This window comes from Paenibacillus sp. JT31N7, from assembly GCF_059692095.1.
This window is the reverse complement of record NZ_JCAUAT010000001.1, coordinates 1497116-1514731: the sequence shown is the minus strand read 5'-3', so window position 1 is coordinate 1514731 and position 17616 is coordinate 1497116. Positions and strand designations below refer to the sequence as shown.

Genomic DNA, 17616 nt, shown 5'->3' with positions numbered 1-17616 from the left:
AGACCGAGAAGAAGGACAGCCTTTTTTGTACCTGATATAAAAAAATTAGCAACTTCCATTTTGACGTCAAGGTCATTGCCGTGTACAATCAATTAAGAGTAAAAATCCGACAGTGGTTACGGGGGAGGCGGCTGCAGAGAGATGCCGTGGAAAGCTTATCAATGGAAGAAGAGCCAACCTTTAACCGAGGATTACATCCATCATTTCGACCGTGTGTCGGCATTGTTTGATTATAATCCATGGGACAAAGGAAGTTTGCACCGCCGCGCCGAAGCTGTCCGCCAAACGGAAGCGAACCGGGCGGACCGGAAGCGTCTGGCAGAGGTGCTGCTTGAATATAACCGCCGTATCGGCAACCGGGAGACGGCGCTGAGTGCGGCTGCCGGTCTCGCCGAGGAGAATGCGCTTACCGTAGTGGGAGGCCAGCAGGCCGGCTTGTTCGGAGGGCCGCTGCTTGTCATCTACAAAGCGATTACTGTTCTTATCGCTGCGAGGCAAGCTCAGGCGGAGCTGGGTACGCCGGTCGTACCGGTATTCTGGATCGCCGGAGAGGATCACGACTTCGATGAGGTCGACCACATCCAGGTGCAGCGTCCGGAACTGGACGTACACAAACTATCGATCCGCCGTCCGTGGAATCTGCGGACATCCGTCAGCCGCTGGCAGGCGGATGAACAGACGTGGGAAGATGCGCTCCGCCAGCTGGATGAGTCGCTGCCGGACAGCCCGCATAAGACGGAGCTGCTGAGCCGCCTGCGCTCGTCCATGAGCGGCCTAGCCACGCTCAGCGACACGTTCGCCGGCTGGATGGCTGCGCTGTTCGGCGACAGCGGACTTGTCCTCCTCGATGCGGACGATCCCGCTCTGCGCAAGCTGGAGGCGCCGATGTTCACGCGCCTCATCGGCGCTAACGAGCTTCTCGCGGCCGCCCTGATGCGCGGCCGCCGGGAACTTGAGGCGCTCGGCTATACGCCTCAAGTGGATGTGGCGGACGAACAGTCGCATCTGTTCGTCATTGACCCAAGCGGCGAGCGGGTCCTGCTGCAGCGCAGCGGAGAAGGCTTCGCCGACAAGAAAGACCTGCGCGCCTACAGCAGGGAAGACCTGCTGGCCCTTGCGGAGAGGGAACCGGAACGCCTCAGCAACGGCGTTCTTTCCCGCCCGCTTATGCAGGAGTTCCTGCTTCCGGTGCTGGGCACCGTGCTCGGTCCCGCGGAGGTGGCCTACTGGGCGATGACGCGGGACGCGTTCGCGCTGCACGGCATGACGATGCCGATTGTCCTGCCGCGGCTGGAGTTCACGCTCGTCGAGGATGCCGTCACGAAATGGATGGACCGGTACGACCTGTCCATGGATGACGTGACGGCGGGCATTGACGAACGCAGGGAGGCATGGCTCCGCGCTCAGAGCCCTTTTCCGGTTCGGGAACGGTTCGAAGAAGCGCGCGGGCGCGTGAAAGAGGTATACACCCCTCTCGTGGACTCTCTTGCCGCTATCGAAGCCGGACTGCCGGAGCTGGGTCACACCAACCTCGATAAAATTCTTCACCAGATCGATTATCTGGAACGCAAGGCGGAGCAGGCGCTTGCCCGCCGGCATGACACGGCCTTATCGCAGTGGAAACGCATCGAGCTTTCGCTGATGCCTCTGGGCAAACCACAAGAGCGGGTATACAATGTATGCGCCTATTTGAACCGGCACGGGGATAAGTGGCTCAGTGAGCTGCTGGAGGCGGATTTGCCGATGGACGGGGGCCACTACCTGGTTTATATTTAACTAGACAGCCTATATAGGAGAATTTTAGCAATCGAGGAGGAATAGTTGTATGAACGCAGTAGAACGCAGCATCGTAGCGGATCAATCCCTGGCGCCCGAAGGGCATTTGAAAATCGATTGGGTTAAAGCACATATGCCGGTATTAAACCGCATCCGCGAGCAGTTCGAGAAAGAACAGCCGTTCCGTGGACTTAAAGTAGCCATTTCTCTTCATTTGGAAGCGAAAACCGCCTATCTGGCCAAAGTTGTTCAAGCAGGCGGCGCGGAAGTGACCATTACGGGAAGCAACCCGCTATCGACGCAGGACGATGTTTGTGCGGCTTTGGCGGAAGACGGCATCACCGTGTTCGCCAAGTATAATCCGGATCCGAAGGAATACAAAGAGCTCATGATCAAAACGCTCGAAACGAAGCCGGATCTGATTATTGACGACGGCGGCGATCTGGTCACTATTCTTCACTCGGAGCGCAGAGACTTGCTGGCAGGCGTGCGCGGCGGAGCGGAAGAAACGACGACCGGCATTCTGCGCCTGAAGGCGCTTGACAAGGAAGGCCGTTTGGAGTTTCCGATGGTGGCCGTAAACGATGCGTTCTGCAAGTACTTGTTCGACAACCGTTACGGAACCGGACAATCCGTATTCGACGGAATCAACCGTACGACCAACCTGGTGGTCGCCGGCAAAACCGTTGTCGTGGTCGGCTACGGCTGGTGCGGCAAAGGTGTTGCGATGCGTGCCAAAGGTTTGGGCGCTCAAGTCGTCGTAACCGAGATCGACGCGATTAAAGCGGTTGAGGCTTACATGGACGGATTTACCGTTCTCCCGATGTCCGAAGCGGCTAAAATCGGCGACTATTTCGTGACGGTAACAGGCAACCGCGATGTGATCCGCGGCGAGCACTTCGAAGTGATGAAGGACGGAGCGATTTTGTCCAACGCCGGTCATTTCGATGTGGAAGTCAACAAACCGGAACTGGCGGCTCAGTCTTCTTCCGTGCGTACGGTGCGCCGTAACATCGAAGAATACCAGCTGAAAGACGGACGCAAAATTTATCTCCTGGCGGAAGGACGTCTGGTTAACCTGGCGGCAGGAGACGGTCATCCGGCGGAAATTATGGATATGACCTTCGCGCTTCAGGCTTTGTCGCTCAAATACGTAAACGACCGTTACGAAGAGATCGGCAAAACCGTCGTCAATGTTCCTTATGAGCTTGATGAGCAGGTGGCGCGTTACAAGCTCGAGTCGCTCGGCATTTCCATCGACCGGCTTTCCGATGAGCAGAAGGCTTATCTGCAAAGCTGGCAGGAGCATTAATCTATTGAATGAGTATAAGACGCTTCTTGTTTCCGGTGCATAACCGGAAGCGGGAGGCGTTTTTTTATTGGGGTATTTGTGGCTGCAGAGGGGGCATGGAGCGGAAAATTTCCCGTCCTGATTTGCAACTTACCGGATAAGAATGCGTCAAGAGGAATGAATAGAAAAATATGGATAACCATAGGGGGTCTTATGAAACACAATCATCCGGTAAGGGGAAGAAAGCAGGACAGGGGCGGGGACGGCAAACGGGACAGCTTCAGAAAAGAAAGGCTGGGATTGATCGTAGCGCTGCTTGTATGTGCAACCTTGACAGGGTGCAGCTCTGCCGATAAGTCGGTTTCGACGGCTGATCAGAAATCGGGAGTCGCTGCAACTACTGCCGCGAACACGGAATTGATGAAGAAAGAAGGCGCGGCCAAGCAAGTCGATGGGAATAATGCCTCCCCGGCACCAGCCGCCGTTAATCCGTCAACAACTCCGGCAGCGGCAGACGGGTTTGACCGCAAGGTGATCTACAAGGGGAATCTCGTAGCCGAAGTGGAGGACTACGCCAAAGCGCAAAAGGCTCTGCGTGAACTGGTTGCAGCGAGCGGTGCGTATATCCTGCAGTTCACCGAAGACAATACGTCTTCCGAAATAGGGGGCACATTTACGATCAAAGTGGCCGCGGGAGGTTTTTCTTCGCTTCTCGACGGGATCGAGAAAATCAGCCCCACCCGGCAAAGAAACATAACGGGTCAGGACGTGACGGAGGAATATGTGGACCTGACTTCCCGGCTTAAAGCGAAGGAGGTCGTGGAGGCCAGGCTGCTGGCGTTTATGGAGAAGGCGGCGAAGTCCGACGAGCTGCTCGCTTTTTCCGCGGAGCTTGGCAAAGTCCAGGAAGAGATTGAACGGATCAAAGGCCGGATGCGTTTTCTGGATCAGAACGTAGAATATTCGACTGTAGAGCTGAAGCTGTATCAACCCAAGGAAGGGGCGCTTTTAAAAGGGACCGGAATACCTTTCGGCAAGCAGATTGGAAGTACATTTACCAAAAGCGTGGACTTTATCGTTATGCTTTTTAAAGGCCTTGTCATCTTTGTGACGGCTATGATTCCTGTCGCTGTCATCGCTCTGGTTATCGGACTGCCGATTTATTTCGGGGTCCGATCGCGAAGCAGACGCAGAATGAGGCGAGCGGAACAGCAGAAGCCGGCGCAAGCTTCCGAACCTCAGCCGACGGGGGCCTTACCGGAAAAAGGAAAGCCGCTTGAGGACAATACGGCCCGGGTGCCGCAAGACGAACAACAAGATCCGGAAAAAGAGAAACAATAAAATTATCCACAGTCTGGTGCTCTGCGCCGGACTTTTTTATTTTTTCAGCCGACTTATCCACAAAATGAGAAAAATTAATTTTGTCCGATTTATGCTTATGAGAAGGATTTTACGTGTAAATGAAGAAGTAAACATACTGAAGTGGAGAAAAGTGGTGTAAAGTGGGGCGAAAGGGGTGAGGGTCAATGTTTATGGGGGAATACCAGCATAACATTGACGAGAAGGGCCGGCTTATTATACCGGCTAAGTTTCGCGAAGCCCTCGGAGTATCCTTTGTCGTCACCCGCGGTTTGGACCAATGTTTGTTTGTGTACCCTAAGTCTGAATGGAGCGTTCTGGAACAGAAGCTGAAAGCACTGCCGCTTATGAAAGCCGATGCGCGCGCTTTTACGCGTTTTTTCTTTTCCGGGGCCACGGAAAGCGAGCTGGACAAGCAGGGAAGGGTCAATATTCCGAACAACCTGGTGGAGCATGCCAAACTCGAGAAAGACTGCGTTGTGCTCGGCGTTTCCAATCGAGTCGAGATTTGGAGCAAGTCGGTTTGGGAAAGCTATTTTGAGCAGTCGGAACAGTCTTTTAACGAAATTGCCGAGAAGCTGGTTGATTTCGATTTTGACTTATAACATCACGAGTAAGCTCTGCGAGTTACTTAGGGAGGGAAATGGGTTTGTTTCATCACATCACCGTTTTAAAAGAAGAAGCAGTTGACGGTCTACACATACAACCTGACGGCGTATACGTGGATTGTACGCTGGGAGGGGCGGGACACAGTTCCTTAATCGCCTCCAGGCTGGGTCCGGAAGGACTTCTGATAGCCCTGGATCAGGACGATGCGGCGCTTGCTAACGCCGAACACATACTCGCGCCCTATCGGGACCGGGTTAAAATTGTCAAAACGAACTTTCGACGGATTGAAGAAGTGCTCCGGGATGAGCCGAGAGCATTCCGTGACGGGGCCCCGCTGGTAAACGGAATTTTGTTTGACCTTGGAGTCTCCTCGCCTCAGCTCGATGAGGCGGAACGAGGGTTCAGCTACCACCAGGAAGCCGAATTGGATATGCGCATGGACCGCAGTATGGAGCTTACCGCCAAGATCATCGTCAATGAGTGGCCGGAGGCCGAAATCGCCCGTATCTTGTTCGTATACGGGGAGGAGAAATTTTCCCGCCGTATAGCAGGCGCTATCGTAAGAGCCAGGGCGGGCGGCCCGATCGAAACGACGAGCCAATTGGTCGAGCTCATTAAAGAAGGCATTCCCGCAGCCGCGCGGAGAACAGGCGGGCATCCCGCCAAAAGAAGCTTTCAGGCTTTGCGGATTGCCGTTAACGACGAGCTGGGGGCTTTCGAGGACGCGCTGCATCAATCGGTGCGCTGCTTGGCTCCCGGCGGGCGGATTTCCGTCATTACGTTCCATTCGCTTGAGGATCGTATATGCAAACAAATTTTTAGCAGCTATGTGGGACGGTGCACTTGCCCTCCGGATTTCCCCATGTGCGTATGCGGAAACACCGGTGTGGTGAAGCTTGTGAACCGGAAGCCGATTACAGCAGGTTCTGCTGAACTCGAACACAATACGAGAGCCAGATCAGCCAAATTACGAATCGCAGAAAAGCTGTAATCAGGAGGAACTTATGCCCGGATATATCCAAGGAAATTTAGCCGAAAAGTCGACAGCAGCCAGCCAACGCGTGACCGTACGGGAAACGAAGAAAGTGATTGTCAAAAACAAGCCGCTGCCTGTCGGAGAGAAGCTCATGTATTTGCTTCTGGTTATAATCTGCGTGCTCGTTGCGACCGGAATCGTATGGCGCTACACAACCATCTACCAGATCAACAGCGAGATTAAAACGACAAAGACAAACATTACAACGCTCAAAGCGGAGAACGATGCCAACCAGCAGGAAGTTCAGAAGCTGAAAGACCCGGAAAGACTCGAAGCCATCGCAAAGGAAAAAGGGCTGAAGCCTGCCGGTGACGATCAGGTCAGACAGGTGACGCCTGGTTCGGGACAAGCCTCCATAGATAAGAAAAGTTCCGTCGCGGCGGGTCGCTAGCGGGCAGGCAATTTCGATTTGAGGTGGGGACGTACATGATTAAGAAAATGAAAATGCGCTCACTACTAATTGGAGGGTTTTTTACCCTTCTTTTTATTGTTTTCTTAGGCCGGATTTTATGGATCCAGGGAGTCAGCGCCAGCAAACTTCTTAACGAAGCGGAGAAAAGATGGGAAACCGACCGGGTCGTTCCGGCCGAAAGAGGCGAGATTCTCGACCGGGAAGGCCGTATTCTGGCGGAAGAGGTTCCGGCTTACTCGGTTTCGCTGAATCCGAAAGTGATCTACCAGACAGGGCTCGCGGACGATATTACGGCCGGTCTGACGGAGATTTTAAAGGATAATTCGGATTCTCCTAACCTGTCCGATAAAATCAAAGGCTTGGCCACGAAGAAAAGAGCGGTAGACCCTGCGGCTGCCCAATCAAGTACGACGAATGCAGCCGGGGACGATAAGAAAGACAACAAAAAAGACGCGAAAAAAGAGCCGAAACCCGAGGACGCTTATCTCGTCAATGTCGAGGTCAATAACGAAGGCAAGAATATCGACAAGGCAAAGGCCGATCAGGTGCAGCAGCTCGTCAAGACGCTCCAGCAGAAACTGAATGACAAAGATAAAAAGAAATACGGGACGCAGGCCGATGTGGGCATTTATCTTACGACCGGGAAGAAGCGTTATTACCCGGGCAATTCTTTGGCCGCGCATATTCTCGGCTATACAAACCGTGAAGGCAAGGCGAGCATGGGCATCGAAGCGCAGTTGGACGAGCAGCTCAAAGGAACGCCGGGCTCGCTCAGCTACAACAGCGACAAGAACGGTGTCGAGCTCGTTCAAAGCAAATCCGTTTATGTGCCTCCCGTTAACGGGAATCACGTTAAGCTGACGATCGACAAAAATATCCAATATTATATGGAGAATGCCCTCTCCAAAGTTATGGATCAGTGGCACCCGAAAGGCCTGATGGCGATTGCGGCCGACCCGAAGACGATGGAAATTTTGGGGATGGCCAGCTACCCGACTTACAACCCGAATGAATTTTGGAAGGGCGGGGACCAGACCAACCATAATGTCCAGTCCCAGTATGAGCCGGGTTCCACCTTTAAGCTGGTTACGCTGGCAGCTGCGGTGGAGGAGGGGGTTTTTAGTCCCGGGGCTACTTTTAAATCGGGTTCCGTACAAGTTCCCGGCCGAAAACCGGTTTATGATCACAACAGAATCGGATGGGGGCCTATTACGTATTTAGAGGGACTGAAAAGATCCAGTAACGTAGCTTTTGTCAATTTGGGTTATAAAATGCTCGGTGTCGAGCGTCTGAAAGATTATATCGACCGGTTCGGTTTTGGTAAAAAAACAAATATCGATTTATACGGCGAAGTAGCTGGCCAAACAAATCTTGCCTATGAAGTCGATTATGCGGCGGCTACGTATGGACAAGCACTGACGGCAACGGCTATTCAGGAAGCGGCCGCGTACGGAGCGATCGCAAACGGCGGCAAGCTGATGTGGCCTCATGTGGTGAAGGAAATTATTGACCCGAAGACCCAGCAGCCTATCCAAAAAATAGAACCTAAAGTCGTAGGGCAACCGGTTAGCGCCGCTACGGCCAAAAAAGTCGGCGAATATCTGGAACAGGTAGTAGCGGATCAAGTTAAGGGAACAGGCAAAGACGCCTACATCGAAGGTTACCGGATCGCCGGAAAAACCGGTACCGCCAATAAAGTCGTACCGGGACAAAAAGGATACGCCGCGAACAAGTGGGTCATTTCTTTTGCCGGTTTTGCGCCGGTGGAAGATCCGCAGTTCGTTCTTATTATAATCGCCGACGAGCCTGAGCTCGGAAATAACTACCTGCTCGGCCACTATGTGGCGGCTCCGGCTTTTAAAGAAATTATGCAGAATTCCCTCCGCTATCTGCGCATCCCGTCCAGCAACCAGCAGACTCAGGTCACGCCGGTTCAAACGTCCACGCAGAAGGCGGTGGATTTCGGCAATATGACGGCAGCCCAGGCGAAAGCCGCGGCGGAACGCGCCGGAGTGGATATCGAAACCGTAGGCCAGGGGGCCAAGGTTGTAGCCCAGTACCCGAAAGCCGGCACCGAGATCGGTCCTTACCAGCGGGTGTACCTTGCCATGCAGGCTCCCGCGGAGATCGCGGTACCGGATATGAAGGGCAAGGCGCTGCGGGACGCGCTCGAGCTATGCACGCTGCTCGGTATCCGCCCCGTTAGTACCGGCGAAGGCTACGTGGTCTCCCAGGCTTTGCAGGGCGAAGGCGCGGATCGCGTGCTCACGCTTCAGCTCCAGCCCTTGGGAGGAGAAATCGTAACACCGCCGGAAGAGAAGCAGGCCGTCCCGGAAAAGTCCGAATAAGTCGGACGTGCCTGTTCTATCCCCTGCTTGTTCGGAATAGTCATGAGAAGAACGGTCATGACTTGTCTGGAAGGGGAGCGTATCCATGCGAGTGTCCAGCTTTACCGTGCGGCGCCGGTTGTTCGCCGCACTCATTTTGGGAACGGTCTTGTTCGCCGCTCTGATTATCCGGCTGGCGTATGTGCAGCTTTGGCTCGGCCCCGGTTTATCGGCCAAAGCGGAGGATTCCTGGCGGCGGGAGATTCCTTTTATGGCCAACCGCGGCGAGATATGGGACCGCAACGGAGAGAAACTGGCGTATAACATCAGCACGCCGTCCATAATGGCCATCCCGGTCCAGCTTAAAGATCCGAATGCAACGGCGGCCAAACTTGCGGAAGTTTTGCAGGCGCCCGTCGATTCGATTTACAAGCAGATTACGAAGCGAGAGCGCATTAACGAGATCAAGCCCGCCGGACGGAAAATTACGCTGGAGAAGGCGCAGGAGATCAAGGCGCTGAACTTGCCCGGCATCGTGGTAGCTGGCGATAACCGCCGTTATTATCCGTTCGGCAGCCTCGCGGCGCATATTCTCGGTTTCACGGGAACGTACAACCAGGGTCTGACGGGTGTGGAAAGCAAGTATGACAAGCTTCTTACCGGCATCAAAGGCAATGTCTCCTATTTGGCAGATGCTGCTAATCGCAAAATGCCGGGTTCCACCGAACAGTATAGTGAGCCGAAAGACGGTCTGAACCTGCAGCTGACGATCGACCAGCATTTGCAGGCGGTGCTTGAGCGGGAACTGGACCAGGCTATGGTGAAGTACCAGCCGAAGCATGCCATCGCCATCATGATGGATCCGAACAATGGGGAAATTCTCGCGATGGGAAGCCGGCCGACCTATGAGCCCGGAAATTTTGCGGAATACCCGATCGAGACATACAACCGGAATCTTCCGATCTGGATGACGTACGAGCCCGGATCGACTTTCAAGATCATTACGCTGGCCGCCGCGCTGGAGGAGAAGAAAGTCGATCTGAAAAACGAAAGATTCCATGATCCGGGCGCTATCGAAGTCGGCGGAGCGAGGCTGCGCTGCTGGAAACGGGGCGGGCACGGCAGCGAATCATTCCTGGAAGTCGTGGAAAACTCCTGCAACCCCGGTTTTGTCGTACTGGGACAGCGCCTGGGCAAGGAGACGCTTTTCGACTATATCAAGCGTTTCGGCTTCGGGAGAAAAACCGGAATCGACCTTGGCGGGGAAGAGAACGGAATTATGTTCAAACCTTCGCAAGTGGGACCGGTCGAGCTTGCGACGACAGCTTTCGGACAGGGTGTGTCCGTTACGCCGATTCAGCAGATCACAGCCGTTTCGGCGGCGATTAACGGGGGTAAGTTATTCAAGCCGCATGTCGCCAAATCATGGATAGAGCCCGAAACGGGGCGTGTGATTGAAACGGTCAAACCGGAGCTGGTAGATACCGTAATCTCGAAAGCGACGTCGAAACAAGTCCGTGAGGCGCTAGAAAGCGTCGTAGCGAAAGGAACCGGCGGCAATGCGTTTATTGACGGCTACCGGGTCGGCGGCAAGACAGGGACCGCCCAGAAAGTCGTGAACGGCCGTTATTCGCCGAACGAGCATATCGTGTCTTTTATCGGATTCGCTCCGGCTGACAATCCCAAGGTGGTTGTCTATGCCGCGGTCGACGATCCTCAGGGCATCCAGTTCGGCGGCTTGATTGCAGCGCCGCTCGTCAAGAACATCATGCAGGATGCGCTCCGGTACATGAAAGTGGAGCCGGACAAAAACCAGCTGACCAAAAAATATAAATATGGCGAAACGCCGATTGTAGAAGTGCCCGATCTGGTGGGAGCCACCGTTCAGGATATCTACGAAGATCTGAACTCCGACTTCCTGATTGCCAAGTCCGGCACGGGAAATACGGTGATCAGCCAGGCGCCGAAGCCGGGGACGAGAGTAGACCGGGGTTCAACAATTCGTGTATACTTATCTAATCCGCCGGAAGGCGCTATGGACAAAAAAGAGGGGCGCTGATTGTTTCGGCGCTTCTTTCTTGTCAGGCTTTTGTCCATACTGATAGAAAGAACACATAGAATAGCAAATGAAACGTGCCAATGGTGGGAGGCGATTTGACATGGAGCTGAAGGAATTGGCTTCTCAGCTTTTAATTTGTCAACTCATAGGTGAAGAGACAACAGAAATATCAGGCATCGCTACCGATTCCCGTCAAGTACGCCCCGGTGATTTATTCGTCTGTGTGCCCGGATTCGTGTCCGACGGCCACGACTTCGCTCCGAAGGCGGTAGAGCTCGGGGCGGCAGCGCTTGTGACGGAACGGAAACTGGAGCTTGATGTTCCGCAGTTGATCGTAAAGGATGCCAGATACGCGATGTCGGTTTTATCGGCCTGTGTTTACGGATACCCGAGCCGGAAGATGAAAGTAATCGGGATTACGGGGACGAACGGCAAAACGACGACAAGTTTTCTGGTTGAACATATTTTACGTGACCAGGGCTTCCGGACGGGGCTCATGGGAACGATTTCCGCCAAGATCGGTTCGGAGTTTATTCCTATGGAACGTACGACGATGGAAGCATCCGATCTGCATCGAACCTTCCGGCTTATGGCGGACGAAGGAACCGACTATTGTGTCATGGAAGTATCTTCCCATGCGCTTGATTTGGGCCGGGTCAAAGGAGTCCGTTTCCGCGGAGGCGTGTTTACAAACCTGACGCAGGATCATCTGGATTATCACGAAACGATGGATAAATACGAGGCAGCCAAGGGACTTCTGTTTTCACGCATGGGGAACGAGTTTACAGGGGATGCCGGAGATAAACAGTATGCGGTTTTAAACGCGGATGACCCTTCGGCGGAGCGTCTGGCCAAATTGGCCGCGGCGGAAGTCATTACATACGGAGTTAACCGGGATTGCGACGTCAAAGCGTCCAACATACGCATTACGGCCAAAGGAACGGAATTCGACGTGGTTTCCTTTGCGGGAACGGAGCCGATGCGCATGAAGCTCGTAGGTTTGTTTAACGTTTATAATGCGCTGGCAGCCATTTCCGTATCCCTTGCCGAAGGGCTCTCTCTGTCCCAAATCCGGGAAAGCCTCGGCAGCATGCCGGGCGTGGACGGCCGCATGGAGATTGTCGATGAAGGCCAGGAATTTCTCGTCCTGGTGGATTACGCCCATACGCCGGACGGCCTCCGGAACGCGCTCGGTTCGATACGCGAATTCGCGCAGGGCCGGATCAAATGCGTGTTCGGATGCGGGGGAGACCGCGACCGGACGAAGCGCCCTCTCATGGGGAAAGTGACGGGAGAATTGAGCGACGATGTGTACGTGACCTCGGACAATCCGCGAACGGAAGATCCCGGCGCGATCCTGCTCGACATCGTTCCCGGGTTAGTCGAAGCGGGCGTCGACGAGAGCCGTTATAAGCTTCTTGTCGACAGACCGGAAGCGATTCAAAAGGCTATTGAAGAGGCAGGCCCTCAGGATGTAGTATTGATAGCGGGAAAAGGACATGAAACCTATCAGGATATCGCCGGGGTCAAGCACGATTTCGATGACAGGCTGATAGCCCGTGCCGCATTAAGGAGGTTACATTCATGAAAAAGCTTCCTTTAACGGCTATAGCCGAGCTGGCCGGCGCGAAGCTTCTGATGCCGCCGGGATGGGATAACGGCGCCGACGGAATCGTGATTGATGCGGTATCCACGGATACGCGTACGATCGCGACCGGAAGCTTGTTCGTTCCTCTCGTAGGAGAACGCTTTAATGGGCACGAATTTGCGCCGGATGCCGCCGCCAAAGGCGCTTCGGCCGCTTTGTGGCTGGAAAGCCGGCAGGAAGGCCGTCCCGAAGGCCTGCCGCTTCTTCTGGTGGACGATACGCTTTCCGCCTTGCAGAAGCTTGCGCACGAGTACCGGAAAACCTTGAACGTTAAAGTGGTCGGTATCACCGGCAGCAACGGGAAAACGACCACGAAGGATATGATGGGGGCTGTCCTCGGTACGGTATACAACGTACACAGAACCAAAGGCAACTTGAACAATCACATCGGTCTTCCGCTTACGCTTCTACAGCTTGACGACACCACGGAAGTCGCCGTGGTTGAAATGGGGATGAGCGGACGCGGAGAAATCGAGCTGCTCTCCGAAATAGCCGAACCGGATATCGCGGTCATTACGATGATTGGAGACGCTCATCTGCTGCAGCTCGGCTCCCGCGAAGAGATTGCCCGCGCGAAGACGGAAATTCTCAGCGGCCTGAAAGACGGCGGCACCTATGTGTTCCACGGGGATGAGCCGCTTCTGCCGCTCGTGCTTCCGGAAATGAGGCAGCCCGCCCGTTTGAGCCAGATCCGTTTCGGGCGCGGCCATACGAACGATTTGTACCCGACTTTTATCCAAATGGACGGGGAAGGCACCCATTTCTCGATCAATCCGCGCGGTTCGGAAAGCGACAAGGATGCGCAGAAATACTACATCCCGCTTCTTGGCGAGCACAATGTCGACAACGCTTTGGCGGCTATCGCAGTCGGCACCGCCCTGGGAGTTCCCGATGCAGACATACGCAGAGGACTGGCCGGCATGCAGATGACCGGCATGAGAATCGAGAAGCGTCTGACCCCCGGCGGAGTGACCGTGCTCAATGACGCTTACAACGCTTCGCCAAGCTCCATGAGAGCTTCCATCCGGCTCGTCGAGCAGTTGGAAGGCTATCCGCGCAAGTATGTGCTCCTTGCCGACATGCTGGAGCTGGGCGAGGATGAAATCCGGTATCACCGGGAAATCGGCTCTCTTCTGTCGCCGGACGCTTTGACGGGTGTATATGCCTACGGGCCGCTCGGCAGACAGATCGCGGAAGCCGCCGGGGAATCGTTCGGTCCGGAACGCGCCCGCTGGTTCGAAGACAAAGCGGCATTAACCGCAGCGCTCCAGGCCGCATTGAACCCGGGGGACCTCGTTCTGATCAAAGGGTCCCGGGGGATGAAGCTGGAGGAAGTGGCGGAGGCGCTTTTGGCAAAATAGGCGTTAGCGCCGCAACCTGGCGGCGCCTGCCGCCGTCAGAGAAGCATAAGAGCAAACTCATCCGGCATGGACGGTAGCTGCTGAATCGGCAGGCTTAACCCGCTTGCCGTCTCTATACCCGAATCGAAACACGGAGCAGCTTTCCGGCAGGAGAGCTTGTAGGAGGATATCAAACGTGGAGTTAAAAGTGATCTTATTCACGATGGGAGTCGCATTTCTGCTCGCTCTTATCATGGGCCCTCTGTTCATTCCGCTTCTTCGGAGACTGAAGTTCGGACAGACCATTCGTACGGAAGGCCCGCAAAGCCATCAGAAAAAACAAGGAACGCCGACCATGGGCGGCATTATCATCCTGATCGCGCTCGCGATTGCGGCGCTCCGGTTTGCCGACAGCAACACCGAGCTTTGGATTTTGCTGATCGCGTCGCTCGGATACGGACTCGTCGGTTTTCTCGATGATTATATCAAAATCGTATTCAAGCGCTCTCTCGGCCTCACAGCCAAGCAGAAGCTTATCGGCCAACTGGTCGTATCCGCCGTCGTCTGCGTGCTGCTTGTTACGTCCAATCATAGCACGACTTTGTTCGTACCCGTGCTGGATGTCTCCTTCGATACCGGCTGGCTGTATTTCCCGCTGATGACGATCCTGATGCTCGGGGCATCCAACGCGGTCAACTTTACGGACGGCCTTGACGGGCTGCTTGCAGGTACGAGCGCGGTCGCGTTCGGCGCTTTTACGATTATCGCGATGAACAATACTCAACCGGAAGCGGCTATCTTTTCGGCGGCCATGGTGGGAGGCGTTCTCGGATTTCTTGTGTTCAATGCGCATCCGGCGAAAGTATTCATGGGAGATACCGGCTCGCTGGGAATCGGCGGGGGTCTGGTAGCGGTGGCGATCATGACCAAAGCGGAGCTCCTGCTTGCGGTTATCGGCGGCGTTTTTCTGATTGAGATCTTATCGGTTGTCATCCAGGTTATTTCGTTTAAAACAACAGGCAAACGCGTCTTTAGAATGAGCCCGATTCATCATCACTTTGAACTGGTCGGCTGGTCCGAGTGGCGGGTTGTCACCACTTTCTGGGCAGCGGGTCTTGTTTTGGCGGCACTGGGACTATACATGAATGAGGTGTTGTAGCAAATGAAGCATCCGAGTGAGTACCGGGGTAAGAAAGTGGTCATACTCGGCCTGGCCCGCAGCGGGGTTGCGGCGGCTAAGTTTTTTCATGAAATGGGAGCGGACGTAACGGTCAATGACCGGAAAACGCGTGAAACGAGTCCCGAGGCCGACGAACTGGAAGCCTTGGGAATTTCTGTTGTCTGCGGGGGGCATCCGCCTGAACTTGTTGGAGAAGACACGGCTCTGATCGTCAAAAATCCCGGCATCCCTTACGGGGCGCCGCCGGTCGTTCAGGCTGCCGAACACGGAATTGAAGTGGTAACGGAAGTGGAAGTGGCCTACCATATCTGTTCGGCACCGATGATCGGGATTACGGGCAGTAACGGCAAAACCACCACGACGACGATGATCGGCCTGATGCTGGAGAGGGGCAAGCTGAACCCGATCGTAGCGGGCAACATCGGCCGTGCTTTGACGGAGGCGGCTGCCGAAGCGAAGCCGTCCGATTGGATGGTCGTAGAGCTGAGCAGCTTCCAGCTTAAAGGCACGCGGGAGTTTCGGCCGAAAATCGCCTGCCTGCTCAATGTGTACGAAACTCATCTGGACTATCACGGCTCCATGGAAGACTATGTGGCCTCGAAAGCCAAGCTGTTTGCGAATCAGAAGCAGGGGGACATTGCAGTGCTGAACGCCGATGACGAGGTATGCGCGAAGCTGGCCGGTGAAGTATCTTCGGAAGTCCTTTTGTTTTCCAGGCAGCGTGAGCTGGACAAAGGGGTTTACCTTTCGGGGGACGGCGTGCTGACTTACCGGGATGCAGAGGGCGGTACGTACCCTATTTTACCTGCCAAAGAGCTGGGCATTCGCGGTTCTCATAACATCGAGAACGCCCTTGCGGCATCCGCAATCGCCTTGATCGCAGGCGTGCCGGTCGAGGCGATCGCAGACGTCCTGCGGACATTCCGCGGCGTGGAACACCGTCTCGAATTCGTGGGGGAATTCGGCGGTGTGGCTTATTACAACGATTCGAAAGCAACGAACCCCGCCGCCACGACGAAGACTGTCGAATCGTTCGAACAGAAGGTCATTCTGATCGCAGGCGGCTTGGACCGCGGTTCGGACTACAAAGAAATGCTTCCGCTGCTTGCTTCGCGCGTGAAAGCCGTCGTAACGTTCGGTGAAACGAGAGAGAAAATAAGCCGGGTTGCCCGTGAAGCCGGATTGACCCTTATTGAAACGGTCGATACTGCTAAGAGCACGGAAGCAATCGGTGAGGCCGTCCGGGCAGCGAGCAAGCTGGCAGGGGAAGGGGACATCGTTCTGCTCTCTCCGGCATGCGCCAGCTGGGATATGTTTGCTTCTTATGAGGAACGGGGACGCATGTTTAAGGAGTCCGTGCATAATCTGTAAGGAACGGGTAGTCAAGCCTCCTTCGTCCGCTTCCGGATTGCGGCAGCGTCAGTCAGCGTAGTTCTCAGGCTACAGGCACCCGATATTCTTATTCGTAAGAGGTGTCCCTATGGCTAAAGCGCGTTCCGCTCCGGATGTATGGATTCTGGTTTCGACTCTTCTCATTTTGACGATTGGCATAATTATGGTGTACAGTGCCAGCGGAGTTCTGGCCTTCCGTGAATTTGGCGACTGGTTTTATTATTTGAAAAGACAGCTGCTGTTTGCGGTGCTCGGTATCGTGGCCATGTTTTTTACGATGAACACCGATTACTGGGTCTGGAAAAAGTACGCGAAGGTCGGCCTGCTCATTTGTTTCGGCCTTCTGCTGGCGGTTCTGATCCCGGGGATTGGCGTGGTTCGCGGCGGCGCCCGAAGCTGGCTCGGTATCGGGTCGTTCGGGATTCAGCCTTCCGAATTTATGAAAATCGGCATGATTGTTTTTCTGGCCAAGCTTTTGTCCGACAGGCAGTCCCAGGTCACGTTGTTTACGAAGGGGCTGCTGCCTCCTCTGGGGCTCGTCGGACTGGCCTTCGGCTTGATCATGCTTCAGCCGGATCTTGGAACCGGGGCGGTTCTGGTCGGTGCTTCCCTGCTGGTGATCTATACGGCAGGGGCCCGTATTCTTCATTTATCCTATCTTGCCATGGCCGGCGTCGCAGGATTCGTCGGCCTGATTATTGCCGCCCCGTACCGGCTGCAGCGGATCACGGCTTTTATGGACCCGTGGTCGGATCCGCTGGGAGCGGGCTATCAGTCTATCCAGTCGCTATATGCGATCGGACCGGGCGGACTGGCCGGACTGGGGCTTGGAATGAGCAGGCAGAAGTACAGCTATCTGCCCGAGCCCCAGACGGACTTTATCTTCTCGATCATCGCCGAGGAACTCGGTTTTATCGGCGGTGCAGCCGTCCTGATCCTGTTCACGATTCTCGTGTGGAGAGGAATGCGCACCGCTATTACAGCACCCGACACGTTCGGCAGCCTTGTGGCCGTCGGCATTGTGGGAATGATCGCCGTGCAGGTGATTATCAACATCGGCGTCGTGATTGGAATGTTTCCGGTTACGGGGATCACTCTTCCGCTTATAAGCGCCGGAGGCTCGTCCCTCACCCTGATGCTGACGTCGATCGGCGTGCTGCTCAACATATCCCGCTATTCGAGGTGAA

13 protein-coding genes are annotated in these 17616 nt (G+C 54.9%); all 13 read left to right on the top strand.

Going from position 1 to position 17616, the window contains the following annotated elements; all coding sequences use genetic code 11:
• The first annotated feature begins 141 nt into the window (after window positions 1-141).
• The 13 genes from bshC (at window position 142) to spoVE (ending at window position 17615) form a co-directional block, all read left to right on the top strand.
• Window positions 142-1776, top strand: a complete 1635-nt coding sequence (gene bshC / locus AC58P5_RS06855) for a bacillithiol biosynthesis cysteine-adding enzyme BshC (RefSeq protein ID WP_497385358.1) — start codon at window positions 142-144, stop codon at window positions 1774-1776.
• Window positions 1777-1825: 49 nt separating this feature from the next.
• Window positions 1826-3088, top strand: coding sequence for an adenosylhomocysteinase (locus AC58P5_RS06850; RefSeq protein ID WP_042232442.1), 1263 nt, complete (start codon window positions 1826-1828; stop codon window positions 3086-3088).
• 192 nt (window positions 3089-3280) lie between these two features.
• Window positions 3281-4408, top strand: a complete 1128-nt coding sequence (locus AC58P5_RS06845) for a DUF4349 domain-containing protein (protein ID WP_497385357.1) — start codon at window positions 3281-3283, stop codon at window positions 4406-4408.
• A 185-nt stretch (window positions 4409-4593) separates the two neighbouring features.
• The gene (mraZ, locus tag AC58P5_RS06840; protein ID WP_009671842.1) at window positions 4594-5031 is read left to right on the top strand and encodes a division/cell wall cluster transcriptional repressor MraZ; all 438 of its coding nucleotides are present in this window, start codon (window positions 4594-4596) and stop codon (window positions 5029-5031) included.
• 44 nt (window positions 5032-5075) lie between these two features.
• On the top strand, window positions 5076-6026 hold the full coding sequence (rsmH, locus tag AC58P5_RS06835; protein WP_497385356.1) for a 16S rRNA (cytosine(1402)-N(4))-methyltransferase RsmH: 951 nt from the start codon (window positions 5076-5078) through the stop codon (window positions 6024-6026).
• 13 nt (window positions 6027-6039) lie between these two features.
• Window positions 6040-6462, top strand: coding sequence for a cell division protein FtsL (gene ftsL, locus AC58P5_RS06830; RefSeq protein WP_497385355.1), 423 nt, complete (start codon window positions 6040-6042; stop codon window positions 6460-6462).
• A gap of 35 nt (window positions 6463-6497) precedes the next feature.
• Entirely contained in the window at window positions 6498-8831 is a 2334-nt protein-coding gene (locus AC58P5_RS06825) for a penicillin-binding transpeptidase domain-containing protein (protein ID WP_497385354.1), read from the top strand.
• Between the two features lie 85 nt (window positions 8832-8916).
• The gene (locus AC58P5_RS06820; RefSeq protein WP_497385353.1) at window positions 8917-10869 is read left to right on the top strand and encodes a stage V sporulation protein D; all 1953 of its coding nucleotides are present in this window, start codon (window positions 8917-8919) and stop codon (window positions 10867-10869) included.
• A gap of 100 nt (window positions 10870-10969) precedes the next feature.
• On the top strand, window positions 10970-12457 hold the full coding sequence (locus AC58P5_RS06815) for a UDP-N-acetylmuramoyl-L-alanyl-D-glutamate--2,6-diaminopimelate ligase (RefSeq protein ID WP_497385352.1): 1488 nt from the start codon (window positions 10970-10972) through the stop codon (window positions 12455-12457).
• A complete protein-coding gene (locus tag AC58P5_RS06810) occupies window positions 12454-13878 on the top strand; it encodes a UDP-N-acetylmuramoyl-tripeptide--D-alanyl-D-alanine ligase (protein WP_497385351.1) in 1425 nt (474 codons plus the stop codon). The genes AC58P5_RS06815 and AC58P5_RS06810 overlap by 4 nt, the downstream gene beginning before the upstream one ends.
• 175 nt (window positions 13879-14053) lie before the next feature.
• A complete protein-coding gene (mraY, locus tag AC58P5_RS06805; protein WP_497385350.1) occupies window positions 14054-15016 on the top strand; it encodes a phospho-N-acetylmuramoyl-pentapeptide-transferase in 963 nt (320 codons plus the stop codon).
• Between the two features lie 3 nt (window positions 15017-15019).
• Complete coding sequence (gene murD / locus AC58P5_RS06800) at window positions 15020-16408, top strand: UDP-N-acetylmuramoyl-L-alanine--D-glutamate ligase (protein ID WP_497385348.1); 1389 nt, start codon at window positions 15020-15022, stop codon at window positions 16406-16408.
• A gap of 109 nt (window positions 16409-16517) precedes the next feature.
• Window positions 16518-17615 (top strand): stage V sporulation protein E, encoded by a 1098-nt coding sequence (gene spoVE / locus AC58P5_RS06795; protein WP_497385347.1) that lies wholly within the window; start codon window positions 16518-16520, stop codon window positions 17613-17615.
• Window position 17616: the final 1 nt, after the last annotated feature.